Source organism: Shewanella rhizosphaerae, from assembly GCF_019457655.1.
GTDB lineage: Bacteria > Pseudomonadota > Gammaproteobacteria > Enterobacterales > Shewanellaceae > Shewanella > Shewanella loihica.
This window is the reverse complement of sequence record NZ_CP080420.1, coordinates 4,288,652-4,312,651: the sequence shown is the minus strand read 5'-3', so window position 1 is coordinate 4,312,651 and position 24,000 is coordinate 4,288,652. Positions and strand designations below refer to the sequence as shown.

Here is a 24,000-nt window from a genome sequence, read left to right as displayed (position 1 = left end):
GCAACTTAATGAGACTTGTGGAGAAAGACATTGAGTGAAAGATTATTTATCCGATTAGGAAGAAGCGCGGAGCAGAGCTGCTCTTGGCTGGTATGGTCGGAGCAAGAGCAGGAGATCATCGCCTCGGGAGAGCTGAGCGACGCCCAGGGGCTGTCGACCCTGACCGAGCGCGCCGGCAACCGTCCGGTGGATATTCTGGTGCCCGCCTCTGCCATTACCCTCACCTCGGTGCAGCTACCGGAAAAGGGCCAGCGTCAGGCGCTTAAGGCTCTGCCTTTCATGCTGGAAGAGACCCTGGCCGAGAATGTCGATGAACTGCATTTTGTCCCTGGCCCGCGTAATGGCGAGTCTCTGAGTGTTGCCGTGGTGGCTCACGAGCAGATGCAGACCTGGCTCTCTTGGTTGAGCGAGGCCGGTATCAAGGCGCGTCAACTGGTGCCCGACTGTTTGGCGCTGCCGCTACAGGAATGCCAGTGGGCGGCGATGAAATTTGGCCCAGATTACCTGCTGCGTACCAGCACGGGTAGCGGCGTCAGCCTGGATGCCAGCTGGTTCCAGGCCGCTCTGCCAAGACTCGCCGAGGCCCAGGAAGAGACGCCAATCACCCTGGCGAGCTACAGCGATCTGGATATTCAAGGGGTCGAGGTCAAGCCTCAGCCGCTGGATCTGCCTATGTTGGTGTTGGCCAAGGGGATCCTCAACGCGCCACTAAACCTGCTCAGCGGTATCTATACCCCTAAGCGCGAATACAGCAAGCATCTGCTGCTATGGCGTAACGCTGCCATCGTCATCCTGGTGGCCCTGGTGTTGGCTCTGGTCAACAAGGGACTCAATATTCATCAGCTGAATGTCGAGCGTGAGGGCCTGCAGCAGCAGACGGGCGAGATCTTCAAGCAGGTGATGGGCAGCTCGCGCATGGTGAACGTGCGCTCGCAGATGGAGAGTCAGCTACGCACACTGCAAGGGACGGGTGGCGGCATGGCCTTCTTCACCATGCTCGACGATCTTGCCGTTGGTTTCGATAAGGTGCCTGAGCTCAAGCCGACCAGTCTGCGTTTCGACGGTGGTCGTAACGAGCTGCGCATGCAGATCACCGCCAAGAGCTATGCCCAGATCGAACAGTTTAAGGAGCTGATCTCGCCTCACTTCCAGGTGGATTCTGGCGCCATGAACAGCGGCGAAGATGAAGTGACCAGTACCTTAACCCTGAGGAGCAAGTAAGATGGACAACATTAAGACGTGGTGGAATGGCTTAGTGTTGCGCGAGCAGCAGCTCGTGGCGGCTTGCGCCATAGTGTTGGTGCTCGGCATCTTCTACTGGGGGATCTGGACGCCTATCAGCCAGGCCGAAGAGGATGCCCAGCGCAACCTGACGGCTCAGGAGAGCACGCTCAACTATGTGAAGCAGACGGCCAACAAGATAGCCGGTCTCAAGCAGTCTGGCGGTAAGAAGGGCTTCTCCGGTAGCCTCAGCGCCGTGGTGACCCAGAGCGCCAAAAGCTATGGCCTGGAGATCACCCGCATGCAGCCCCAGGGTAACAAGATCCAGGTGTGGATGGACGAGGTGCCCTTCGATTCGCTCTTGGATTACCTGAGCGATCTGGTACAACAGAAGGGGCTTTCCCTGGAGAATATCGATCTGGCCGATGGTGAGACCGAAGGCTTCGTCAAGGTGCGTCGCATCCAGTTCTCGCAGTAACAAAGTAGTAAGGGTTTTTTGTGAGTCTAGTGAAAAAAATTGTTATCGGCGTTTTCGTCTATCTGGTGTTTCTGATCGCCCTGTTTCCGGCGAGTCTGGCGGTTAAGTTAGCGCCCCTGCCTAAGCAGGTGAGCGCCTCTGGGATCTCAGGCACCATCTGGTCTGGTGAGATTGATAGCTTAATGCTGCAGAAGCGTCGCCTGGAGCAGGTAAGCTGGCAGTTGAGCCCCTGGGGCCTGCTGACCGGCAGGGCTAACATCGATTTCGTGGTGGGCAGCCGCGCCACCGCCGTAAATGGTAAGGGTTTCGTGAGCCTGTCCATGTCTGGTATCGATGCCAGCGGCGTGCGTTTCGACGCGCCGAGCGAGTTCCTGGTGGGTAACGCGCGTCTGCCGTTTCGTACTCAGGTGGGGGGCAACTTCAGCCTGATGCTGCAAGACCTGGAGCAGGGCGTACCCTGGTGTCAGCAGCTTACGGGTAAACTCTTTGCCCAGCAGCTGCAGGTGAATAATCAGTTCGGTAAGTATCCTTTGGGTGATGTCGCCGTGGCGCTGAGCTGCGTCGATGGCAACATCAAGGTGCAGACGGATGACAGCATGAATGCCTTAGGCCTCAGTGGCCATGCGCTGCTTAAGGCCGACAAGCTGGTGCAGGTAACCGCCAAGATCAAAGAGACAGAGGCGCAGCCCGACGATCTTAAGCAGGCGCTAAGCTTCCTCGGTAAACGCGACAGCCAGGGCTACTACCCGATCAACTATCAGGGGCGGGTTCCCGGCCTCTAGTGGTTGAGATTAAGATACAAAAAAGCCCCTCTACGGGGCTTTTTTAATGACTGCTAATCTTTAGCAAAAGACCAGCGTTTAGGCCTGATTGTCGGTGATGGCTTGCTGCATCACACGCTGGCGATATTCCAGCAGGCTGAAGACGCCAAACAGCATGACACTCAGGTAATCGCCGTAACCTATGGTCATCAGCGGCTTAAACAGGGTGCGAAAGATCAGCGTCTGCAGGCCGTGCATCACCAGGGTGATCCCAAGTAGCAGCGTCAGCAGCATGCCTATGTTGCCTTCTGCCGGGACAAACAGGTTGTAGAGCATCACGGCCCAGGCAAACAGGGTGATCCCCTTGCCGATAAGAATGATCATTTTCATTATTCAGCCTCCGGGCGCTCGACGCGATAAAGACGATAGGTCACCTGACCGGCCTGTTTCTCCTTGAGAGGGAGCCAGTGGCCAGGCAAATTTAGCGGCGGATGCTCACGCTCTGTCTCCACATAGACCAGCGCATCCTCATTGAGCCATGCCTGCTCATTCAGGCCGTCGATACAGGCCTGGGCCAACCCCTTGCGAAAGGGGGGATCGATGAAGACCACATCGAAGCCCTCGGCGGGCGGCGTTTTGAGCTGCACTAAGGTGTCGCCCTGTACCACCTCGGCGCAGTCGCATTTGAGGGTGGCAAGATTCTGTTTGAGCTGTTTGGCCGCGCCGGCCTGTAGCTCGAATACCTTGGCGTACTTGGCGTAGCGAGAGAGCGCCTCGAAGCAGAGGGCGCCGCTACCGCCGAAGCAGTCGAGCACGCGGGCACCGGGAAGATCCCCCGCGATCCAGTTAAACAGGGTTTCCCTGACTCTGTCTGTGGTGGGCCTTAGCCCCTCGAGATCTTGGATCGGGAGTTTTCTGGAACGCCATTGTCCGGCGATGATCCTCACCTGTCCGCTTGCGGGTCGATTTCTTGCCATTTTCTACCTGTATTTTGTGGATTCATTTAGCGGAATTTGGCCTGACCAGATTAAGTGTTAGACTGTTGCGCTAAATTGAGGTCGCTATTTTAACGTAAAGCATAATAAAAAGGTGTAAAGCCCGGGGCATTAGCGAAAAAAATGCCGTGTTTTTCTGCGTCAATAGCCTAGCTATCTGGTTATAATAACGGGCGCAAAACGACTTTATAGCGAATTTTGAATCAGTTAGTTGAGTACTGGTATTACACATGGCAAAAAAAGGTTTTTTTTCTTGGTTCCGCAAAGATAAATCTAAGCAGGAAGCGGCGGCACCAGAAGTAGAAGTTTCGACCCAGGCAGAAGCCGAACAGGCTCGCGTCGAAGAAGAGAATGCACGTCTGGCTGCCGAGCAGGCAGAGCAGGAACGCCTAGCCGAGGAGCAGGCCCGTCTCGAAGCAGAGAATGAGCGTCTAGCTGCTGAGCAAGCAGAGCAAGAGCGTCTAGCCGAGAAGCAGGCCCGCGTCGAAGCGGAGAATGCCCGTTTGGCCGCCGAGCAGGCCCGCGTCGAAGCGGAGAATGCCCGTCTGGCCGCCGAACAGGCCCGTGTCGAGGCTGAGCAGCAACGCATCGCCGAGGAGCAGGCCCGCGTCGAAGCGGAAAATGCCCGTCAAGCTGCCGAACAGGCCCGTCTTGAAGCAGAGAGTGAGCGCCTTGCAGCCGAACAAGCTGAGCAGGAGCGTCTAGCTGCGGAGCAGGCTGAGCAGCAACGCATCGCCGAGGAGCAGGCCCGCGTCGAAGCGGAGAATGCTCGTCAAGCTGCCGAGCAGGCCCGTCTCGAAGCAGAGAGTGAGCTCCTAGCAGCCGAACAAGCTGAGCAAGAACGCCTTGCAGCCGAACAAGCTGAGCAGCAACGTCTAGTTGAAGAGCAGGCCCGCGTCGAAGCCGAGAATGCCCGTCTTGCTGCCGAGCAGGCAGAGCAAGAGCGTTTAGCAGAGGAGCAGGCAGAGCAGGAGCGTCTAGTCGCCGAGCAAGCAGAACAGGCAGCGCAAGAGGAGCAGGTTGAACAACAGCCCGAGCCGCAGCAGAAGCCGACTAAAGAGGGTTTCTTTGCTCGCCTTAAACGCGGACTGAAGCGCACCAGCGAGAATATCGGTAGTGGTTTCATCGGCCTGTTCAAGGGCAAGAAGATTGATGATGAGCTATTCGAAGAGCTGGAAGAGCAGCTGTTGATCGCCGATGTGGGGGTAGAAACCACCAGTCGCCTGATCGCCAGCCTGACCGAGCAGGCAAGCCGTAAGCAGCTCAAAGATGGCGAGGCCCTCTATGAGCTGATGCGTGAAGAGATGCAGAAGACCCTGGAGCCGGTGAGCATCCCTCTGGTGCCGGAAAACAGCGAAGGCCCCTTCGTTATCCTTATGGTCGGCGTAAACGGCGTGGGTAAGACCACCACTATCGGTAAGCTGGCCAAGCAGTATCAACAGCAGGGCAAGTCGGTGATGTTGGCGGCGGGTGATACCTTCCGCGCCGCGGCCGTCGAGCAGCTGCAGGTCTGGGGTCAACGCAACGATATTCCTGTGATCGCCCAGCACACAGGCGCCGATAGCGCCTCGGTACTGTTCGATGCGCTGCAGGCGGCGCGTGCCCGTAAGATAGACATCTTGATCGCCGATACGGCGGGACGCCTACAGAACAAGGCCCATCTGATGGATGAGCTGAAGAAAGTAGTGCGTGTGATGAAGAAACAAGATGAGAGCGCCCCTCACGAGGTGATGTTGACCCTGGATGCGAGTACGGGTCAGAATGCCATTAGCCAGGCGCAGCTGTTCAAAGAGGCGGTTGGCGTCACGGGTATCACCATGAGCAAGCTCGATGGCACGGCCAAGGGCGGGGTGATCTTTGCCATCGCAGATAAATTTGGCATCCCAATTAGGCACATAGGTGTCGGTGAGCAGATTGACGATCTAAGAACTTTCGATGCGAAAGACTTTATCGACGCCCTGTTCAGCCATGAGGATGAGGCCAAGTAGCAAACGGCTAGGCGTAAAGCCAGGGCCAGCCGATTTCGGCTGGTCCATCAAAACACTATTGCAGCATCTAAGATTGGGTACTTATGATTCGATTTGAGCAGGTTAGCAAGGTTTATCCCGGTGGTCAGAAGGCCCTCACCGACGTGAGTTTTCATCTGAAACGCGGTGAGATGGCGTTTTTAACCGGCCACTCCGGGGCGGGCAAGAGTACCCTGCTTAAATTGATCACAGTGATCGAACGGGCTAACGCTGGCCGTGTCGCCATCAATGGCCATGACATCGCTAACATACGCCCCAAGGATGTCCCCTTCCTGCGCCGGGATATCGGCATGATCTTCCAAAACCATCACCTGCTGATGGACCGCAGCGTCTTCGACAATATTGCCCTGCCTTTGGTGATCGAGGGCTTCGCCCTGCACGAGATCAAGAAGCGGGTGCTGGCGGCCTTGGATATGGTGGGCCTGTATGGCAAGGAGCGTCACTATCCCATCATGTTATCCGGTGGTGAGCAGCAACGGGTGGGGATCGCCCGCGCCATTGTCAACAAGCCGCCTCTGCTGTTGGCCGACGAGCCCACGGGTAACCTGGATCCTAAGTTGTCCATGGATATCCTGCGCCTTTTCGAGACCTTTAACGATGCCGGCACAACCGTGCTGATCGCCACTCATGATCTGGGCCTGATAGCCAGAATGCGTTATCGCACCCTGACCCTAAAACAGGGGCGTATCCTGGGCGGTGACGAGCTGGCGAGCACTCACACAACTGCCAGCGCCTTCGGCCAATAATTGAGGAGAGTCAGATGAGTCAGCAACCTCAATTGGTGCGCAGTAAGCTGCCTATCAGCGGTCGTATCGTGATGTTTTTCATCCGTCACATTCAACATGCCATGGGCAGCATGGGGGAGTTGTGGCGCAATCCCGTCTCCTCACTGATGACTATGGCCGTGCTGGGGGTAAGTCTTAGCCTGCCGGCGGCTCTGCAGGTGTTGGTGAAGAATGCCGAGACCATTACTCAGTCTTGGAACAGCGCCGCCGAGATCTCCCTGTTTATCGATGAGGGCCGCAGCGAGCGCAGCATACAGAGCCTCATCAGCCGTATCAGCGCCTATCCTGAGGTGAGCGCCGTTCGCTATATCGACCGCGACAAGGCCTTGGAGGAGTTTCAGCGCCTGTCAGGCTTTGGCGAGGCCCTGGCCTATCTGGATGAGAACCCGCTACCTGCGGTGATCACGGTAACCCCAAGTATCAAGTATGCAAGCCCTAATGGCGCCCGCGAGCTGCTAAAGAAGTTAGAGCTAGAGCCAGAGGTAAGCTTTGGTCGCCTGGATATTGAGTGGCTGGAGCGTCTACAGGCCGTGGTGAGGCTGCTGGAGCGCACAGTGATGGCCATCGCTGCCCTGTTGGTGTTGGCCGTGGTGCTGGTGATAGGTAACACCATACGTTTAGCGATCATGAACCGTCGCACCGAGATCGAGGTGATGAAGCTGGTGGGCGCCACAGAGGCCTTTATTCAGCGTCCCTTCCTCTACACCGGGATCTGGTTTGGGGTGATCGGCGGCGTACTGGCCTGGGTGATCATCAATCTGCTGGTCTGGTATTTGGACGGCGCCCTGGCGAGCCTGCTCGGCCTCTATGGCAGCACGCTGGAGATGCAGTCGCTGACCCTGATCGAGCTGGGCGAGTTGATACTCTTAGCCTCCTTCCTCGGCTGGTTAGGTTCCTACCTGTCTGTGCGTCAACACCTGAGGGCGATTGAGCCTTCCTAGGGGTTGTGCCACACAGGTTCAGCCTGGCATTTGTCGCCGCAGAAATAGGCAGGCCTGGACGTTGGACTCCCAGGAATTTATGAACTAATTTTCACTTGCAATGTCTATAGAATCGGGTGAAATTAAACCCTGTTCAGCTTCGAGTGTTGACATAGACTGTCAGATAGTTAATAGTTCATCAGCTTGTCCCTGGGCGTAATCCCCTTTCTTTATACTCCCACGGAATGCCGCTTTCAGGCGGTGCTGAGCACACAAAGCGTTAAATTTAAGCTAGATAAGAAGTTAGGAGCGTTAATGACAAATCAAACGCAATCAATGGCACTAATGGTACCTCAAAGCAGCAGTAGCTTAGAGGCTTATATCCATTCTGCGCACAACATTCCTATGTTGGAGGCGAATGAGGAGTATGAGCTGGCGAAACGTCTGCAGGAGACCGGTGACATTCAGGCTGCGAAGCAGTTGATTATGTCTCATCTTCGTTTCGTTATTCATGTCGCCAAAGGTTACGCGGGTTATGGTCTGCCACAGGCGGATCTGATCCAGGAAGGTAACATTGGTCTGATGAAGGCGGTAAAGCGCTTTGATCCCGATGTGGGTGTACGTCTTGTCTCGTTTGCCGTGCATTGGATTAAAGCCGAGATCCACGAATACGTGCTGAAAAACTGGCGTATCGTTAAGGTCGCGACCACCAAGGCGCAGCGTAAGCTGTTCTTCAATCTGCGTAAGGCTAAGAAACGTCTTGGCTGGTTCAGCGATGAAGAAGTGACCATGGTTGCCGAAAACCTGGGCGTCTCGAAGAGCGACGTGACCGAGATGGAATCACGCATGGCGGCGCAGGATCCAGCCTTCGATCTGGCCAGCGACAACGATGACGATCAGGACTATGCTCCAGTGCATTACCTTGAGGATCATTCGTCGGATATCGCCTCTCAGGTCGAAAATGACAACTTCGAAGCCGATAACCAAACCCGTCTTCTGGCGGCCATCAAGACCCTTGATGAGCGTAGCCAGCATATTCTCCAGGCGCGTTGGTTAGACGAAGAGAAGACCACGCTGCAAGAGCTGGCGGCCACCTATCAAGTTTCTGCCGAGCGTATCAGGCAGCTTGAGAAGAACGCCATGAATAAGCTCAAGGGCCGCATGGAAATGTAACGCCCCTTGTGTGAATGACTAAGAATGAAAAAACCTGCTATTTAGCAGGTTTTTTTGTAGCTAATCCATGGTGCTCTGCCACCGCCTGTATCACGAGTTTTCGGGGCAACTTGAGCCCCGTCTGTTCAACCTCGGGCCAGGGGAAATAGCGCCTTGGGCGTTTAAAGCGGGCGATATGCTGGCAGAGGAACGCTTCGAGCATTGCAGGCGACGCGACTTTCCCCTTGATGATGGCCGCCGGCAGCAGGCCAAACTCCTCGTCGGCTACGCCAAACACCAATGCTTCTTCGATGCCGGGATAACTTCTCAGCAGCACCTCTATCTCTTCGGGCTGAATGTTCTCGCCACCGCAAATAAACATATTGTCTGTGCGCCCGAGTATGAGCAGCTCACCACCTGGCGTTAATCGGCCGCGATCTTGGGTGCAGAACCAGCCATCGTCATCCAGCGGTCTGGTGAGCTTATGGGGTGGTTTATCGCCCAGATAACCGAGAAACAGTGTCTCGCCGCGCACATAGATCACCTCATCGATAATTTTTAGCTCGCGTCCGGGCAAGGCAAACCCGCAACTGCCCTGGGCATTGGCCCTGGCCGTGGTGATCTGCGAGCTCATCTCTGTCATGCCGTAGCTGGTAAAGGCAGGAATGCCCAGCGGTGTCAGGCGTTCGATCAGCTGCTCATCTATGGCGCCGCCACCCAGCAGCAGTGCCTTGAGCCCTTTGAGACTCTCGGGGGCGTCGTTAAGCAATCTCACTAGTTGAGTTGCCACCAGGGAGAGGTGAGTCAGGGGCATTGCCTTTAGCTGCTTTGCCAACGACAGATCGGGCGCCGGCAGGGTCATGGCCGCGCCGGCCAAGGCGCAACGATTGACTATGGCCAGGCCGCCGATATGAAACAGCGGCAGGGAGAGCAGCCAGTTGTCCCCGCGAACTAGGGGGATCTTCTGGGTCGAGCCCAGAGCGCTGGCGATATGATTGTTGAGGCAGTGTACGGCGGCCTTGGGCATGCCACTGCTGCCAGAAGTGAGTATGATGTTGCAGGGCCGCGCCGTGTCTATCCTGATTTTTTCTACTTTAGTTACTTCTGCTTTGGTTGCTTCTACTTTAGTCGCTTCTACTTGGTTATCGCGAGTCTTGGCGAGTGACGCCTCGGCGTCTAAGCTGAGCGTCAGGCCTGGCTCCGGCAGCAAGTCTTGATAGGCCTCGCCAGCCCAGAAATAGTTGAAATCGTAGCGCTCGGCCAACCTGGCTATCTGCGCCCTGGGAAATCTGGGATTTAACGGACAGAAGATGGCGCCGAGATCGATACAGGCCCAGTAGAGGACCACCAGCGCCAGAGAGTTTTGATCGACGCAGGCAAGCTTGTCGCCTGACGTTACGCCCAGATCATGCAGCTGGCGTGCGCACTGTCGCACCCTTTGGGCGAGTTGAGCATAGTCGATGGCGCGATAGCCGCCATCATGCCAGTGATGCATGGCGACTTGCCCGGGCGCCTTGGCCGCCATCAGGTGCAGCGGCGAGGTGTCTATGCTTTCCTGACTAATTATTTCCTTGCTGTGTTTCACACCGCCTCCCGCGAGACCTTTTTCAGGCAGATCAGGTTTTCCAGCGTCAGGCAGCGATTCTTACCCGTAGATACCAGCAGATCGGCGCTAAAGGCGCTTAGGGTATCCAGTCCTGGCACCTCATCCGGGGTCAGGGCCTCGCTGAGATCTCTCAGTGCATTGATGCCCAGGCTGGCCTCCAGGCTGGCGCTGAGGATCACCCGCACGCCCGCCTCGTGGGCCTCCTGGGTCAGGGCCTGAAGATCCGCCAGCGAGCCTAAGATCATCGGCTTGACGATTAGGGCGCTAAGCCCCGGCGTCATGGTAAATCGGTAATCTGGGCTACTCAGGGTCTCATCCAAGGCAAATCCCACGCCTAAGGCCTGATACAGGGCCGTGTTATCGCCCGGGTTTTCACAAGGTTCCTCGATATACTCGATCGCCTCCAACGGCAGACAGGCGAGAAAATCGATTGCCGCTTCCAGGGAGAAGCAGCGGTTGGCGTCCAGCCTTAGCTTGAGATCGGGGCGATGGGCCAGGATGCGGTGGATCATGGCGACCTCTTGCTCCATCGAGGTCTGTCCCACCTTGACCTTCACCGCATGAGTCGAGTTTTCTAAGGCATCGATGCGGGCATCCAGCGCCTGGGGCGATTCATCCTGAGCCTGATAGATAAGGGGGATGGTTCGCGCGCCTCGTCTGGCGGCGGGTAATCGGCCCGAGAGTCTGGCGTGAAGCAGCGAAAGACCAAATGCCAAGGCGGGAAGTTGTGTCTCCTGGGCCAGTCTTGCCAGCTCGTCGACCGGTTGGTTTATCAGCTCATCCAGCTGGGGCATGAGTTGGTCGACCACTTGGCTCAGCGACTCCTGGCTAAAGCCTTTGAGGGGCTGTTCGTCCACATCCTGGCCGCTCAGGGGGGCAATTTCTACCTCATTGGTTACAGATTCGCCCTGCTCGGTTACCGCGCTGGCCTTGAGAACCAGCCCCTGACGGTGGTCGATACGCTGCTTGCCCACCGGCAGCAACTTGTCCAGGGGGATCTGATAGCGATAGAGGCTGAGTTGGCTGAGTATCATGCTTGTATCCTGAGATTAGCGATAAGGGCATCGCAAAAGGCTTCGGGCTGCGCCAGATGCACGTTGTGTCCGGCTTTTGGCACCTTGGTGAGGGATATTCCCTGTCTCGCCTGCCAGGCGCTCGCCAGGGCGAGAAACTTATCGTCCTGCAGGCCGACATAGTAGTGCCAGGGGATCGTCAGCTCACTGGGTAACTGCGCCAGTTCCGCCTGTTGACCCAGAGAGGTGGGCAGGTAGATGCTGGCCAGCGCTTCGGGGCTATTATGGGCCCGCTTCTGGATGAGTCTCTGCCGCTGCGCGTCGCTTAGGGAGGCAAACACCCCCTGTTGGTACCAGAGGGCGAGAAAATCTGTGATGGGCAGCGACAGTAAATTCTGCTGCCAACGCCTGTCGTGCTCCAGCCTCTGGGCTCTTTCTTCGTCATTGCCAAGCCCTGGGTGACAAGATTCCAAATGCAGGCTGAGCAGACGCTCGGGTGCCTGTTTTGCAAGATGCTGCGCCAGATGCAGGGCGATGCGGCCGCCCAGGGAGTAACCCAGCAGATGAAAGCGGTTTATCTTTAGCTCGTCCAGTGTCGAGAGGATATGGGTCACGACCCGCTGAAAGCCTGACGAGTCTGGCTCGCCCTCCAGCGCCGGGCTGTTGCCATGACCGGGCAGATCCAGGGCGATACAGCAAAAATGGTGACTGAGCCTAGGGAGGATGGCCTGCCAGTCATCTTTATCTCCCAGCAGTCCATGCAATAAGACTAAGACGGGTCTTTGGCTGTCGCCATCGCATCGGTAGGCCAGCATCAGCTTTGCTTGATCCAGGCGGCGAGGCGAGCTATCTGTTCGCTGGCTTGGTCCTGCGCCACACATACCTCGATGACTGAGGCGCCAGGGTAGGCGAGGGCATCATCGTAGGCCTCGTTGAAACTCACGATATCCTCGACGCGATTATAGGGCAGGCCGAACATGGCCGCGCCATAGCCAAATTCCAGGCCGTGGGCCAGACGATAATAGCCGCTACGCAGCTTCTCGTCGGGCACGGGCAAGAGGTTGAAGATGTTGCCGCCGTCGTTGTTGAGTATGACGATCACCAGAGTGCCCTGTTGCTTCGCCGCCAGCGCCAGTGAGTTGAGGTCGTGCAGCTGTGACAGATCGCCTATGATCAGCGTGGTCGGGCTGGCCTTGTGGGCCGCTATTCCACAGGCGGTGGCCAGCAGGCCGTCGATACCCGAGGCGCCGCGGTTGGTAAAGACGCGAGGCGCGAGAGGTGTGATGGGGGCGTACATGTCGTAGAGTCGTACCGGCAGGCTGTTACCGATAAACAGCTGCTGCTCACCGCGCCCGGCGATGGTGCGCACCACTTGGGCCTCGCCAAATTCGGCGTCGTCAATCTGTTGCTGGAACAGGGTGGCCAGCTGCTCGTTGGCCTTAATCAGTTGCAGCGCCCAGTTGGCCTCGGAAGATCTCGGCCAGGGCAGTTGAGCAAAGGCCGCAAGTGGGCTTATCCACACCTGTTTGGCGCTATGACTAGGATCGAGCCGGGTCTGCTGGGGCAGCACCTGCCAGTAACGTTTCCATTTCTGCTCGCTAAGATAGCTAATCAGACGTTTCGACAGCAGGCGTCCGCCGAACACCAGTACAGTGTCGGCCTCCTGCAGTAGCGCCTTGGCTTTGGGTTGTAGCAGGAGTTGATCTATGTTGCCAATTGCCGCGCCATGTTGCCTCAGCTGAGACTGGGCGTCGGTCAGCAGCGGCCAGCCGAGCTTCTGCGCCAGTTCGATAAGCTGCTCGGGTTGCTGCTCGGGCGCCAGGGTGCCCGCGATGATCACGCCCTTGCCATGAACGAAGCGCGCCAGGGCGTCAGGCGTCGGCGCGCTGATCAGCTGCGCGTCGGCAAACAGGTTATAGGGCAGGGCGCTATGTTGCCAGTTGCCCAGCGGACTCAGATAGTGGGTGAAATCGGCGCTCATGGAGCCCGGATAGAGGGGCTCTCGGTACATGCAGTTGACGTGTATCGGCCCCTTGGCGTTGGCGACCGACTCATCCAGCTGGGTGAGCAGCGCCTGGGGCGGTATCGCCATATCCGGTGTCGGCAGATTGACCTGTTTGGCATAGTCGGCAAAGATGGCCGGCTGCACGATCGCCTGATTGGCGCCGCAGCCCAGTAGCTCTGGCGGGCGATCGCCGGACAAGACGATTAGTGGTACCTGGGTCAGCCAGGCCTCGACTATGGCCGGATAGAGATTGGTGACCGCCGTGCCCGAGGTGGTGATGATGGCGACAGGGGCGCGGCTGGCCTTGGCCAGTCCCAGGGCGAGAAAGCCCAGGCCACGCTCATCGAAATGAAGATGCTGTTTGAGCTTGGTCTGTTTGGCCGCCGCCAGGGTGAGTGGGGTCGAGCGAGAGCCGGGCGCCATGCAGACATGTTGCACTCCAAGGCGTGCCAGCTCCTCGAGGATTAGCGAGCCCCAAAGAAGGTTCAATTCGGCGGTTTTTTCAATCTGCATAATGGTTTAACCAATGAAAGAGTTAAACGATAGTCTATCGTTAAGCATATAGTAAAGGAAACCACAGGCCTAAACTGTTACTCATGTTCAGGCATGAGAAATATCCATGTTAGTACGGTCGTTAGCCGCGATTGTCGATCCATTCGCTCATCACCACATGGGTCTTGAGCTTGATGATGTCGGTCTGAGCATCGATATATTCGCGGATCTCGTGCAGGCGGCGCATGGAGTCGGCCTGTACATAGACCAGGAGATCCATGTCGCCCGTGATGCCGCGGCAGGTGATCACCTCGGGGATAGACTGGAACACATGCACCACATCGGCGCAGCGGGGACAGCGGTGTTGGATCTCGAAGTAGGCGGAGACCCCCTCTTTCTGTGACTCGCTGAGTAGCACCTGATAACCGCGGATGATCCCCGTCTGTTCCAGCTTCTTGATCCGTTCGGAAACCGCGCTGCGCGACAGGCTGACGGTCTCGGCGATGCTGGAAACACTCTGTCTGGCGTCTTGTCTCAGGGCGTTGATGATGGCCTTATCAAACTTGTCCAAGCTGTCCTCTCTGGTATCTGACCAAGCATATAACCGACAAAGTGTCGGCAAATTGATAAAATTCCGTCAAAGTGTCGGCTCTATTTTGAGTTTCGGCGGAAATCTTTGACAGATTGTTTGACCCGCTAAGTCTATACTATCCCCATAGATAACCCTAACAGAACCTAAGATGGAACATAATCACGGTACTATTGGTCGCTGGCAAGGTGCCGGTCTGATGGCCACCACTTTGCTTGGAACAGGCGTATTTATCCTGCCGGAGATGACGATTGCCACCGCGGGCAGTGGTGCCTTGCTGGCCTGGATATTACTCACCCTGGCGATCATCCCTGTGACCTTGGTATTTGCTCGCCTGGCGGGGGTATTTCCCCATGCCGCCGGCCCAGCCTACTTTGTCGAGAAGGCCTTCGGCCGCACCGCCGGACGCACGACGGGACTTATCTTCCTCCTGGTGGTGCCCATAGGCACACCCGCCGCTATCTTGATGACCTTCCAGTTCATCAATGCCCTGGTGCCCTTGGTGGGTTGGCAACAGTTGATGACCGAGCTGGCGCTGTTGCTGCTCCTGCTCGCGCTTAACCTCAAGGGAATACAGGTGTCGGCCAAGTTGCAGTTTGCCCTGACTCTGGCCATCGTCTCCGTGGTGGTGATCCTGTTCGGCGCCGGTGGTGCTAAGCTTGGCGATCTCGAACTGGCGGCGCCCCAGGCGGGAAGCGATATGGGACTGGTGATGGCGGCGGCCGGTATCGCCTTCTGGAGTTTTCTCGGTATCGAGGCGATGACCCATCTGGCCAATGACTTCAAGCGTCCGGACAAAGATATGCTGCCGGCGATGATCATAGGCACCATCTTGGTGGGCCTGGTCTATGTCACCTGCACCTTGCTCCTGCTGTTTGTGCCTAAGGGTGAAGGGCTCGCCATGGTGACCGCCTTCGATCATCTGCTTGGCGGTTATGGTGCTCAGGTGATAGGAATTCTGGGGATCGCCGGCGGGCTCTCTACGGTTAACGTCTATACCGCCAGTGTGGCAAGGCTGATCTGGAGTTTCAGCCGCGAAGGCGTGCTGCCCCGTTATTTCGACAAGCTCAATCAACACAGAGTGCCGGTACGGGCGCTGGTGGCCGTGCTGATCACCATGGCCACGGTTATCAGCCTGACTTATCTGCTAGGCCAGGAGTTGGAACATCTTATCGCCTGGACCAATGGGGTGTTCGTGCTCATCTATCTCGTGTCCATGCTGGCGGCGGCCAGGCTGCTGAGTAAGCGCTATCTGCCTCTGGTGATCATGGGCGTGGCCTTCTGTCTTGCCATGGCCGTGGCGCTGGGCGCCAACATGCTCTACGCCCTGTTGCTGGTGTCTGTGCTTGCCCCGCTACTCTGGTGGCAGAAGACTCACCTGGTGCGTAAGCAGACCTGTCGGGCAAGCTGATAAGTAAATTGATGTCCTGCATAGGATACGTTTGATTACAAATTTGTAACCTTTATCTGATAAGAAATGTGTACCCTTGGCTATCTGTCATTATATGGCCATGGGGGCATAATGAACATTTCGAGTCGATTATTTAGTTACTTTGTAGGAGGCGTAATGCTAAGCATGGCAGGGCAAGTGATTGCCGAGGATACCGCGAAGGTAATTGAAGCAGCTGTGCATCATGAGGCTAGGCTAGAAAGGGACAAGGCGCGCGATGGCAGCCGGCATCCCGAAGCTATCTTGAACTTCTTCGAGGTGGCGCCTGGGCAGAGAGTGCTCGATCTCTTCTCCGGTGGTGGCTACTACAGCGAGCTGCTGGCCCGTGTGGTGGGCGAGCAGGGGAGTGTGTTGGTACACAATAATCAGGCCTATTTGCCCTTTGCCAAGGAAGATCTGGCCGAGCGCCACTATCAAGAGCGTCTGCCCAATGCCGAAGTGATTATTAGCGAAGCCGACGAGCTGCAATTGCCCGCGGCGAGCTTTGACCGCATCTTCTTCATTCTGGGCTTCCACGACACCTATTATCATGAGCCAGGTTGGCCGGCCATCGACAGGGAAAGGCTATTACAGCAGATGTTCGTCAGCCTGAAACCCGGCGGTATCGTGGCGATTATCGATCACGACGCCGCACCGGAAAGTGACATCAACACGGCCCATGAGCTGCACCGTCTGGCTAAGCGCCATGTGGTAGATGCCATGGAGGCGGCCGGATTTAAACTGCAAGGGAGTCTGGCTGTGCTGGAAAACCCAGAGGATAAGCTGACGCTGTCGGCCTTCGATGAGGCGGTGCGCGGCAGGACCAGCCGTTACGTGCTTAAGTTTGTGAAGCCTAAGTTGTGAAGCTTTAGTTTGTGAAGCCCTAGCTTTTGAGAGCGAGTTTGAGAGCGAGTTTGAAAGCTGGGTATTGAGATTGCGAGTAGGCAACCCTAACGCGTCTTGTTGATGGCGGCGTTTCTTAGCTGGATCAGTTCGCTGTGCTTGAGGTAGAGGAGCTCGGCGGTGCGGCGGATGATCTGATCTTCATAGCGGCACAGGTTGCCATCGGCGTAGGCTAGGGTCCACATGGCGAGGATCAGTTGCTGTTTCTGCTCCAGCGTGCACTGGTCATTTATCTCTTTGGTAAATTCAAACAGTGAGGTGGCGTTGCCCTGCACCCGCCTTGCCTCGGCAATTAGTGTTTGGGCCTCTTGCATGCTCAGCGATAGGGCCGAGGTCAGCAGCTCAGGCAGCAGCGCGGCTTCCTGCTCATCCAGGGTCTGATCGGCGTACACCACTTCTAGCAGCAGACAGGCGGCGGCCAACTGCAGGTGTTTGGCCTTCTCCTCGGGAGACTCCGCATGTGTCTGGGCGGTGAGAAACTGTTTCAGCTTGGCGATCATCGCGCATACCTTTCAAGACTTGGGTAGAAGTTAGAGTCCCAGGAAAGGACAGAGTTCATCTTGTGTAGATGAACTCTGTTTCATCCAATCTTTAGAGCAGGGCGCCCAGCCCCTGCATCAGCAGATCTGTGGTACCGGCGCCGGCGTTGGCGTCGAGATACCCCTTAACGATATCGACCATAGGCTTAGCCAGTTCCTTGGAGATGCCAAGCTTCTCAAAAGAATCATAAACTTGGGCGCCACCCTGAAGTGAGCTGCCGAGATCGCCCGCCTTAGAGAGTAGGCCCGACATGCCAGAGTCACTGTCGAGCTGGGGCGCCGCCGATAGCAGGCCATCTATGCCAGGAATCGCCTCGGCGATAGGGCCGAAGCTGTCGCCGCCAAGGGTCGTCTTCGCCAGCGACAGCAGGCTGCCCAGTCCACCTTCCGCCTGGGTCTGGTTGAGACCGAGCTGAGACATCACAGTGCCAACGAGATCGTTGTTTTGTGTCTGGGTGGCGACCTGAGGCGCCTCTTCTTTCTTGGTGAGGTCGTCAAACCAGCCAGCCGACGCCGGGCTGCTGAGCAGTAATGAGCCTAAGATAACCGCGCTGATAGTGGATAATTTCATGAATCGCCATCCCATGGTGATTAAGTGCTAGATAGGCGACCTATTCTAGCCTAGCCTGGCAACAAGTTTGTATCTATTTTTAGACATGTGTTGTGCATTGGCGGCGAAATTTCGGTATCCTGTCGCACTCACAAGTTGGTTTATATCTATCTAATGGAAAGTCACATGTCATTATCAGCGATTTTGACCGAAGCTTATAACTTCTTTCGTAACCATATCCGCCAGTTAGCCGCACTTACCGTGCCTATCTTATTCCTACAGGTGGGGATTCAGATGTGGTTAGGCATGGAGATCAATAGCGCAGATCTGGAGAATCCCCAGTTTGGCGTGCCCCACATGATCGCTATGATGGTGCTCTTGTTGGTCTTTTCACTGCTTATCGCCGCCCTGACGCTGTTTATGGAGGTGAGATCCCATGGGCATGAGCCTTCGACCGGCATACTGCTCAAGACTAGCCTGAGTTTCGTGCCGCCGTTGCTGCTGGCCGGTGTTTTCTCTGGTCTGGCAATTCTGGCTCCTGTGATGCTGTTTGCCGCCTTTGGTCCTATCTGGCTGGTGGGCTTAGTGATCAGCATCTATGTGTTCGCTCGCCTGGCCTATGTGAACTTTATGGTGGTGGTCGAGCGCCTGACGCCGCTAGAAGCGATCAAGGGGAGCTTCAAGTTTAGTGGCCCTATCGCCTTTAAGACCTTGCTGGTACTCATGCTCTATATTCCGCTGTCGCTCATCGGCGGCACCCTGTCTAGCCTGGCACAATCCGTAGGCTTCCCGCTGGTACTGGTGGTCGAGGTGCTGGTGGCCTTCTTCGGCCTGTTCGTCAACGTCGCTCTGTTCCGCCTCTACATGGTGTCGCGTCCCAGCATAGACGAGCAGGTGTGATCCTAAAGAGCAGCGCCTTTTAAATACAGCACAGACGGAGTCCTCACCTTGCTCAGCGATATCGAACTGGTTAGCCAATTTTCGCACGACCTGGGTGAAGACTACCGTGTGGCCAAGAGCTATGTGCGTGACGTGCCGACCCAGGCACTGCTACACGTGCGTAGCTTCACCCATAGATTGACCGATAAGCTGGCGGCCTCCCAGCAGCTGGTCTTCGACAGTCCCAACCTCTACGACCGTATCGAACAGCTCAACCGTCAGCGGGTGATCAATGTGCGCCTGACCCGCGCCTTGCATAGGCTGCGCAGTGACGGCAACCGTGGGGCCCATCCCGAGAAATATCACCTCACCGCCGAGGCGCTCGAGCAGCTGGCCGAGAAGGCGATCGAACGTCTGGTCAAGTTGGTGGAAGATCTTTATCCCCTGCTCTGCAATGGGCCAGCCCCCGAGTATCGCTTCGAGCCTTTCGACGCCTTCGCCGGGCGGGATCTCTGCTACCGGGCCGTGATGGAAAACGATCCTCAGGCGCAGTATCTGGTGGGCATGTCGCTCAAGACCCGCGCCCTGATGCAGAAAGAGCAGGAGCAAGCCCTGCATGATGAGGCGGAGCAAGAGCTTGACCCTCAGAGCGAGGCCAACTTCAAGCAGGCAGCCCACTGGTTTGCCCTGGCGGCGCCCTATCTGCCCGAGGCGAAATATGAACATGGCGTCAGCCTGCTGCACGGCTATGCCGGCAAGGCGGACGTGGCGGCGGGTGAGAGTGCCATCATAGCCGCGGCCAAGGCCGGGGTGGTGAATGCCATGGCCCTGCTGGGCTATTTCTATCTGGTCGGTAGTGAGCAAATCAGCATAGATACTCAGCTGGCCTATAGATACCTGCAGGCGGCGGCGGATCGCGAGCAGTCGGAAGCCATGGCTAACCTCGGCGTGCTCTACTATCAGCAGGCCAACTATGCCCAGGCGTTTCACTATATCTCCAGTGCCGCTCAGGCCGGATTCCCCCATGCCCAGTATCACCTGGCGCTCATGTTGGCGAGGGGCGAGGGCTGTGAGGCCGATCCTTTGGCCAGCGAGCAGTGGATGGCCGAGGCCGCCGAGCAGGGGCAGCTCGATGCCATGCTGCACTGTGCCCAGCAGATGCTTAACAACGAGAATGCCCTGGGCAATGACTTCTCTCTGGCCGAACGTTACCTGAGGGAGGCGGTGAAATATGGCCACAGCGTGCCGGCCATGATAGAGCTGAGCATCGCCCTGGCCGACGGCATATTGGGGCGCATCGACGTTGTGGGCTCGGCGGCACTGCTGAAGATGGCGCGTCAGCGTGGCAATGAACGCGAACGTGAGGTGATAGCCCCACTGTGGGAGTCGCTGTCTCTGCAGATCGATAAGGTTCTGAGTGTCACCCAAGACGCCGAGGAGCAGAGAGCCCTGCAGCGCGCACGGGAGCTGCTGAGCGATCCCGCCCAATAGCTAGCAATTAACAGTCATTGCATACAATATCCGTTTGTGGCTAAATGTGCGCCTCTGTTCTCAGCCGGTGTGGAGTCGCCTTGTCACAAATCCAACCTATTCGCTGTCATCTCTGCCAGCAGACACCTTGTTTGACGCAGTGCGCCGAGCACGACGACACTCTCAACCAACACGCCGCAGAATACGTTAAGCTGGTGTTGGCCATAGGCCATCATGAGCCCCTCTATGTGGATGCCTATTATGGTCCCGCCCAGTGGCAGGCCGAAGCCTCAATGCTGCCCCTGCCAGAGCTGGCTTCGCGCTGCGCTTCACTGGTGAACCAGCTGGCCAATGCCGATCAGGACCTGCCCTGTCAGCTCCTTAGGGATCGTCATGGCTTCCTGAGCAAGCAGCTTGGCGCTGTGGCGACTTACCTGAAACGCCTGATGGGTCAGGAGTTTAGTTTCGATGCCGAGTCGCGGCTCCTCTACGATACCCTGGCGCCCAAACTGAATCTGAGTGACTTCAGTGAGGTGCTCGCACTAATCGATAGCCTGCTGCCCGGAGAGGACACTCTGGCCAAACGCTTTGACGCTTACCGGCGTCAGTTTATCGTGCCGGCAGACAGAGTGCCTCAAGTGTTCACCGCCGCAGTGGAGCAGGCGAGGTTGCTGACAAAGCGTCATCTTACTCTGCCGGAAGGGGAGCAGTTCAGGGTCGAGTTCGTTAAAGATCAGATCTGGACCGCCTATAACTGGTACCAGGGAAATTACGCCAGCCTGATCCAGCTCAATCAGGATCATCCCCTGCATCTTGAGCGCGCCCTGGAGCTGGCCAGTCACGAGGGTTATCCAGGCCATCACGTGTTTAACCTGCTGCAGGAGCGTGAACTGGTGAAGGGGCTTGGCTGGTGGGAATATGCCATCTATCCCCTCTATAGTCCCATCTCGTTTCTCTCCGAGGGCAGTGCTAACTATGGGCTGTCGCTGCTGATGACTAAGGAGGAGAGAATCGATTTTGAGCAGTGGGTGCTGATGCCCATGGCTGGCATAGAGGGCGATCTGCAGCATTATCATGAGGTGATGGCGGCCTACAAAGAGCTTGCTAATCTGGATACGCTGGTGTGCAGGCAATTGATCGACGCCGAGATTCAGGCTGATGAGGCGGCGCAGTTACTGGTTGAGTTTGCCCTCTACACGCCAGAAAAGGCGGCGCAGCGGGTGCGTTTCTATCAGGCTAATCGTAGCTATGTACTCAACTATCACCATGGTGAGGCGAGCGTTGGGGAATATGTTACAAATCAGGCCCGTGATAACGCACAGGCCTGGAAGGTGTTTGCCGCCCTGCTAGCAAGGCCAAGGGCGGCGAGTGGGATTATTCGTTAGGGTCGTGCTCGAAGGTGCGACCCTGACGTGGGGCTTGGGCCTTGCCAAAGGGCGAAGCGGTCTCAAACGGCCGCGACGAAAACCCCTTTTGATCAAAACCTTGCGTCTGTCCGCCGAAGGCGGCATTCCCCTGCTGGCGGAACTTGGCCAGCTGGCGCTTAAGAAAGACCCGGCCAAACAGGCTCAGGATGATGAAGCTTAAGGCGCCGACAAGAATGACAAAGGGAAGCGCTAGCAAGACCAATGTCATCACAACTAAACCGATAGCGAAGGCCATCCAGCCTTTAGTGCCCGAGAACCTATGCTGGAAAGGCGTCTGTTGAAATTGATGATAAATCATAGTTTCTCCTTCATGGCGATGGCTCGATTGTGCCCATATTCGCCCCACGAGATCACGTTAAATTCGCTTAATCTTCTTCCTAAACTGTTACCAAATGTCTCGGTGGCGGCAGAAACTTATCTTAACCGCCATAAGGTTAACCTAAGCTGAACCGGATGCAGATAGTGATTCTTCGGGCTGGTTGACCGCCTGGGAGACACGCTTGCAGATGGTCTCGCGGATCCACTTGTGCCCGGGTTCGTCATCGTTGCGCTCGTGCCATAGCAGCACATAGGCCAGAGAGTGGAAGTCGAACGGCAGCGGCAGTTCCTCCAGCGCGTACAGCTTGCGGGCGTGGGCGGCGAAGCTGGAGGGCAGGGTAAAGATAAGATCGCTATGGGCGCAGACGCTGGCGGCACCATAGAAGTCGGGCACTGTGGTGCTCAGGTGACGTCTCTGCCCCGATTTCGCCAGAAAATAGTCCAGCGCCCACCACTCGTTGCCCTCGCAGCGTACCTGTACATGGGACATCTCCAGATAGATGTCGAGATCCCATTGATGATTACGAATGGCCGGCAGCATGGGGTGGCCTTGGCGCACCAGGCAGACCTGATGATCGGTAAACAGTGTCTGGTGAGCGATCCCTTCCGGCAGCCTGTCGATGATGAGATCCGACTGTGGGTTGATGTCTCTGCCCGTGATGCCGAAATCTATCTGGCCCTTCTGCAGGGAGGAGAGAGACTTCTCCGTCCACAGGTAGGAGTCCAGCCTGAGATTGGGGGCGTTGTTGAGCAAAGGGCCGATGAAGTAGGGGATCAGCGTCTCATAGGCACTCTCCACCATGGCGAAGGAGAACTGGCGTCTGCTGCTGGCGGGATTGAAGCTAGGCGGCTGAGTCAGCTGGTAGAGTCCCTGCAACATGTCAGGCAGCTGCTGGCCCAGCAGGGCGGCGTGGGCCGTGGGCTTGAGGCCGTGGGCGGTGCGGATAAACAGGGGATCCCCCAGGGTATCGCGCAGCCGGTTGAGGCTCTTGCTCAGGGCCGATTGGCTCAGATGCAGACGGCTGGCGGCGCGGGTCACGCTGCGCTCCTCCAGTAACACCTGCAACATCACCAGTAGATTGAGGTCGATACGCGCCAAGTTGTCGAGATTCATAGATATTCCTTACAGGAAATTAGCTTTTGAAATTATACCATTTCTGTTCATAACTTGGCTGGTCTAAAATAAGCTTCATTACCTTTACCCCTACATAAAATTAGAGAAATATGCGTCGGAACCTGTTACCCATACTCATGTTGATGGTGGTCTTGAGCCCATTAGCCATCGACATCTATCTGCCCTCTATGCCCGTGATGGCGGCCGAATTTGCCGTGTCGGCCAGTCAGGTGCAGTCGACGCTGGTGCTGTTTCTGTTTGCCATGGGTGTCGGTCAGGTGCTGATCGGCCCGCTGGCGGATCGTTATGGTCGTCGTCCTATCGCATTGGGTGGTCTGCTGCTCTATATCGCCAGCAGCCTGTTGGCTGCGGTGGCGATGGAGTTTCAATGGCTGCAACTGGCGCGAGTGCTGCAGGGGCTGGCGGCATGCTCAACCTCTATCGTGGTCTTTAGCGCCGTCAGAGACTGTTTCACACCTAAAGAGGGCGCCCGCTACTACAGCTATCTCAACGGGGTGATCTGCGTGATCCCAGCATTGGCACCGACTCTGGGTGGCCTGCTGGCGCTGCAATTTGGCTGGCGCTCTACCTTCGTGTTTATGACACTATACGCCATCATCATAATGATCATCGTCGGCTATCGTCTGCCAGAGACGCGCCCGGCCAACACGGTTACCGAAGGGCCGCTCTATCGCTGGTCTCGTTATAAGCCTGTGCTGATGGACCCGCACTTTATGTTTTATGCCTTCGCCTGTATGGCGGGCATGGCGGCGATTCTTGCCTATGTCTCCTATTCGCCCGTGTGGCTTATCGAAACCATAGGTGTGTCCGAGCTGACCTTTAGCGGCCTGTTCGGTCTTAATGCCCTGGTGAATATCGGTGCCTGTTTCGCCGCGCCCGTGGTGATTCAGAAGCTGGGTAATCGCCCGACCGTTATCGTCGCCCTGAGCGCCATGTTGGTCTCGGCACTGCTGCAGCTTGCGGTGCAGTGGGCAGGCCCACAGACCGGACTCGAGGCCGCCTTCGGCTTCATGCTGCCTATGATGCTCTTGTGTATCGGTTTCGCCCTGCTGCTTGGTCCGGCGACCAGCATGGCCCTGGCGGGCTTTGGTGAGCGTGCCGGTACGGCGACCGCCATGCTTGGCTTTATTCAGATGAGTGGCGCCTCGATTCTGGCGGGTCTGGTACAGCAGACCTCGCTGACCGCACCCTACGCCGTAGTCGTCGTCATGGGTGGCCTGGCGAGTCTACTGCTGGTTGCCATGAACATGAGTCGACTAGACACCTGGCACCAGGAGCGTCACGCCCACTGATAGGTGCAACCTAA

Annotated in this window: 24 protein-coding genes; 13 read left to right on the top strand and 11 right to left on the bottom strand. The window is 56.8% G+C overall.

Annotated features, from left to right (window positions below; all coding sequences use genetic code 11):
• Positions 1 to 30: 30 nt before the first annotated feature.
• From gspL to K0I63_RS18710, 3 genes are read left to right on the top strand one after another with little or no spacing between them, the layout of a single operon-like run.
• Positions 31 to 1,221: a type II secretion system protein GspL gene (gene gspL, locus K0I63_RS18720; RefSeq protein WP_220082005.1), complete on the top strand. Its 1,191-nt coding sequence runs from the start codon at positions 31 to 33 to the stop codon at positions 1,219 to 1,221.
• 1 nt (position 1,222) lies between these two features.
• Positions 1,223 to 1,699: a type II secretion system protein M gene (locus tag K0I63_RS18715; protein WP_011867404.1), complete on the top strand. Its 477-nt coding sequence runs from the start codon at positions 1,223 to 1,225 to the stop codon at positions 1,697 to 1,699.
• A gap of 20 nt (positions 1,700 to 1,719) precedes the next feature.
• On the top strand, positions 1,720 to 2,481 hold the full coding sequence (locus K0I63_RS18710; RefSeq protein WP_220043624.1) for a type II secretion system protein N: 762 nt from the start codon (positions 1,720 to 1,722) through the stop codon (positions 2,479 to 2,481).
• Positions 2,482 to 2,559: 78 nt separating this feature from the next.
• Here K0I63_RS18710 and K0I63_RS18705 read toward each other — a convergent pair whose 3' ends face one another.
• Positions 2,560 to 2,850: a DUF1145 domain-containing protein gene (locus K0I63_RS18705; RefSeq protein WP_220082004.1), complete on the bottom strand. Its 291-nt coding sequence runs from the start codon at positions 2,848 to 2,850 to the stop codon at positions 2,560 to 2,562.
• Complete coding sequence (gene rsmD / locus K0I63_RS18700) at positions 2,850 to 3,437, bottom strand: 16S rRNA (guanine(966)-N(2))-methyltransferase RsmD (protein WP_220082003.1); 588 nt, start codon at positions 3,435 to 3,437, stop codon at positions 2,850 to 2,852. Before rsmD ends, K0I63_RS18705 begins: the two co-directional genes overlap by 1 nt.
• Before the next feature lie 248 nt (positions 3,438 to 3,685).
• Here rsmD and ftsY point away from each other — a divergent pair, with 248 nt between their 5' ends.
• From ftsY to rpoH, 4 genes are all read left to right on the top strand, one after another.
• Positions 3,686 to 5,443: a signal recognition particle-docking protein FtsY gene (ftsY, locus tag K0I63_RS18695; protein WP_220082002.1), complete on the top strand. Its 1,758-nt coding sequence runs from the start codon at positions 3,686 to 3,688 to the stop codon at positions 5,441 to 5,443.
• 83 nt (positions 5,444 to 5,526) lie between these two features.
• On the top strand, positions 5,527 to 6,228 hold the full coding sequence (ftsE, locus tag K0I63_RS18690; protein WP_220079350.1) for a cell division ATP-binding protein FtsE: 702 nt from the start codon (positions 5,527 to 5,529) through the stop codon (positions 6,226 to 6,228).
• A gap of 14 nt (positions 6,229 to 6,242) precedes the next feature.
• Entirely contained in the window at positions 6,243 to 7,208 is a 966-nt protein-coding gene (gene ftsX / locus K0I63_RS18685) for a permease-like cell division protein FtsX (protein WP_220082001.1), read from the top strand.
• 294 nt (positions 7,209 to 7,502) lie between these two features.
• Positions 7,503 to 8,360 (top strand): RNA polymerase sigma factor RpoH, encoded by an 858-nt coding sequence (rpoH, locus tag K0I63_RS18680; RefSeq protein ID WP_011867397.1) that lies wholly within the window; start codon positions 7,503 to 7,505, stop codon positions 8,358 to 8,360.
• Positions 8,361 to 8,397: 37 nt separating this feature from the next.
• On the opposite strand, the gene menE is transcribed toward rpoH, so the two are convergent.
• The 5 genes from menE to K0I63_RS18655 form a co-directional block, all read right to left on the bottom strand.
• Positions 8,398 to 9,864 carry an o-succinylbenzoate--CoA ligase gene (gene menE, locus K0I63_RS18675; protein ID WP_434086805.1) on the bottom strand — a complete coding sequence of 489 codons (1,467 nt, stop codon included), beginning with the start codon at positions 9,862 to 9,864 and terminating at the stop codon, positions 8,398 to 8,400.
• Positions 9,865 to 9,920: 56 nt separating this feature from the next.
• On the bottom strand, positions 9,921 to 10,979 hold the full coding sequence (gene menC / locus K0I63_RS18670; RefSeq protein ID WP_220081999.1) for an o-succinylbenzoate synthase: 1,059 nt from the start codon (positions 10,977 to 10,979) through the stop codon (positions 9,921 to 9,923).
• On the bottom strand, positions 10,976 to 11,773 hold the full coding sequence (gene menH, locus K0I63_RS18665; RefSeq protein WP_220081998.1) for a 2-succinyl-6-hydroxy-2,4-cyclohexadiene-1-carboxylate synthase: 798 nt from the start codon (positions 11,771 to 11,773) through the stop codon (positions 10,976 to 10,978). Before menH ends, menC begins: the two co-directional genes overlap by 4 nt.
• The gene (gene menD, locus K0I63_RS18660) at positions 11,773 to 13,476 is read right to left on the bottom strand and encodes a 2-succinyl-5-enolpyruvyl-6-hydroxy-3-cyclohexene-1-carboxylic-acid synthase (RefSeq protein ID WP_220081997.1); all 1,704 of its coding nucleotides are present in this window, start codon (positions 13,474 to 13,476) and stop codon (positions 11,773 to 11,775) included. The genes menH and menD overlap by 1 nt, the downstream gene beginning before the upstream one ends.
• Positions 13,477 to 13,597: 121 nt before the next feature.
• Positions 13,598 to 14,026: an Lrp/AsnC family transcriptional regulator gene (locus tag K0I63_RS18655; protein WP_011867392.1), complete on the bottom strand. Its 429-nt coding sequence runs from the start codon at positions 14,024 to 14,026 to the stop codon at positions 13,598 to 13,600.
• Between the two features lie 169 nt (positions 14,027 to 14,195).
• Between K0I63_RS18655 and yjeH the strand changes: the two genes are divergently transcribed.
• A complete protein-coding gene (yjeH, locus tag K0I63_RS18650; protein ID WP_220081996.1) occupies positions 14,196 to 15,455 on the top strand; it encodes an L-methionine/branched-chain amino acid transporter in 1,260 nt (419 codons plus the stop codon).
• A 156-nt stretch (positions 15,456 to 15,611) separates the two neighbouring features.
• Complete coding sequence (locus K0I63_RS18645; protein ID WP_220081995.1) at positions 15,612 to 16,337, top strand: class I SAM-dependent methyltransferase; 726 nt, start codon at positions 15,612 to 15,614, stop codon at positions 16,335 to 16,337.
• 86 nt (positions 16,338 to 16,423) lie between these two features.
• Here K0I63_RS18645 and K0I63_RS18640 read toward each other — a convergent pair whose 3' ends face one another.
• Both K0I63_RS18640 and K0I63_RS18635 read right to left on the bottom strand, forming a co-directional pair.
• Positions 16,424 to 16,876: a tellurite resistance TerB family protein gene (locus tag K0I63_RS18640; protein WP_220072541.1), complete on the bottom strand. Its 453-nt coding sequence runs from the start codon at positions 16,874 to 16,876 to the stop codon at positions 16,424 to 16,426.
• Between the two features lie 91 nt (positions 16,877 to 16,967).
• Entirely contained in the window at positions 16,968 to 17,486 is a 519-nt protein-coding gene (locus K0I63_RS18635) for a DUF2780 domain-containing protein (RefSeq protein WP_011867388.1), read from the bottom strand.
• Positions 17,487 to 17,651: 165 nt separating this feature from the next.
• On the opposite strand from K0I63_RS18635, the gene K0I63_RS18630 reads away from it, so the two are divergent.
• The 3 genes from K0I63_RS18630 (at position 17,652) to K0I63_RS18620 (ending at position 21,199) form a co-directional block, all read left to right on the top strand.
• Positions 17,652 to 18,365, top strand: coding sequence for a hypothetical protein (locus K0I63_RS18630; protein ID WP_041406790.1), 714 nt, complete (start codon positions 17,652 to 17,654; stop codon positions 18,363 to 18,365).
• 48 nt (positions 18,366 to 18,413) lie between these two features.
• Positions 18,414 to 19,835, top strand: a complete 1,422-nt coding sequence (locus K0I63_RS18625; protein WP_220081994.1) for a tetratricopeptide repeat protein — start codon at positions 18,414 to 18,416, stop codon at positions 19,833 to 19,835.
• Positions 19,836 to 19,915: 80 nt separating this feature from the next.
• Positions 19,916 to 21,199, top strand: coding sequence for a hypothetical protein (locus K0I63_RS18620; RefSeq protein ID WP_258406904.1), 1,284 nt, complete (start codon positions 19,916 to 19,918; stop codon positions 21,197 to 21,199).
• Here K0I63_RS18620 and K0I63_RS18615 read toward each other — a convergent pair.
• Both K0I63_RS18615 and K0I63_RS18610 read right to left on the bottom strand, forming a co-directional pair.
• Positions 21,189 to 21,539 carry a hypothetical protein gene (locus K0I63_RS18615; protein ID WP_011867384.1) on the bottom strand — a complete coding sequence of 117 codons (351 nt, stop codon included), beginning with the start codon at positions 21,537 to 21,539 and terminating at the stop codon, positions 21,189 to 21,191. The genes K0I63_RS18620 and K0I63_RS18615 overlap by 11 nt on opposite strands.
• Before the next feature lie 141 nt (positions 21,540 to 21,680).
• A complete protein-coding gene (locus K0I63_RS18610; RefSeq protein WP_220081992.1) occupies positions 21,681 to 22,673 on the bottom strand; it encodes a LysR substrate-binding domain-containing protein in 993 nt (330 codons plus the stop codon).
• Positions 22,674 to 22,783: 110 nt separating this feature from the next.
• On the opposite strand from K0I63_RS18610, the gene K0I63_RS18605 reads away from it, so the two are divergent.
• Positions 22,784 to 23,986 (top strand): multidrug effflux MFS transporter, encoded by a 1,203-nt coding sequence (locus K0I63_RS18605; protein ID WP_220081991.1) that lies wholly within the window; start codon positions 22,784 to 22,786, stop codon positions 23,984 to 23,986.
• Positions 23,987 to 24,000: the final 14 nt, after the last annotated feature.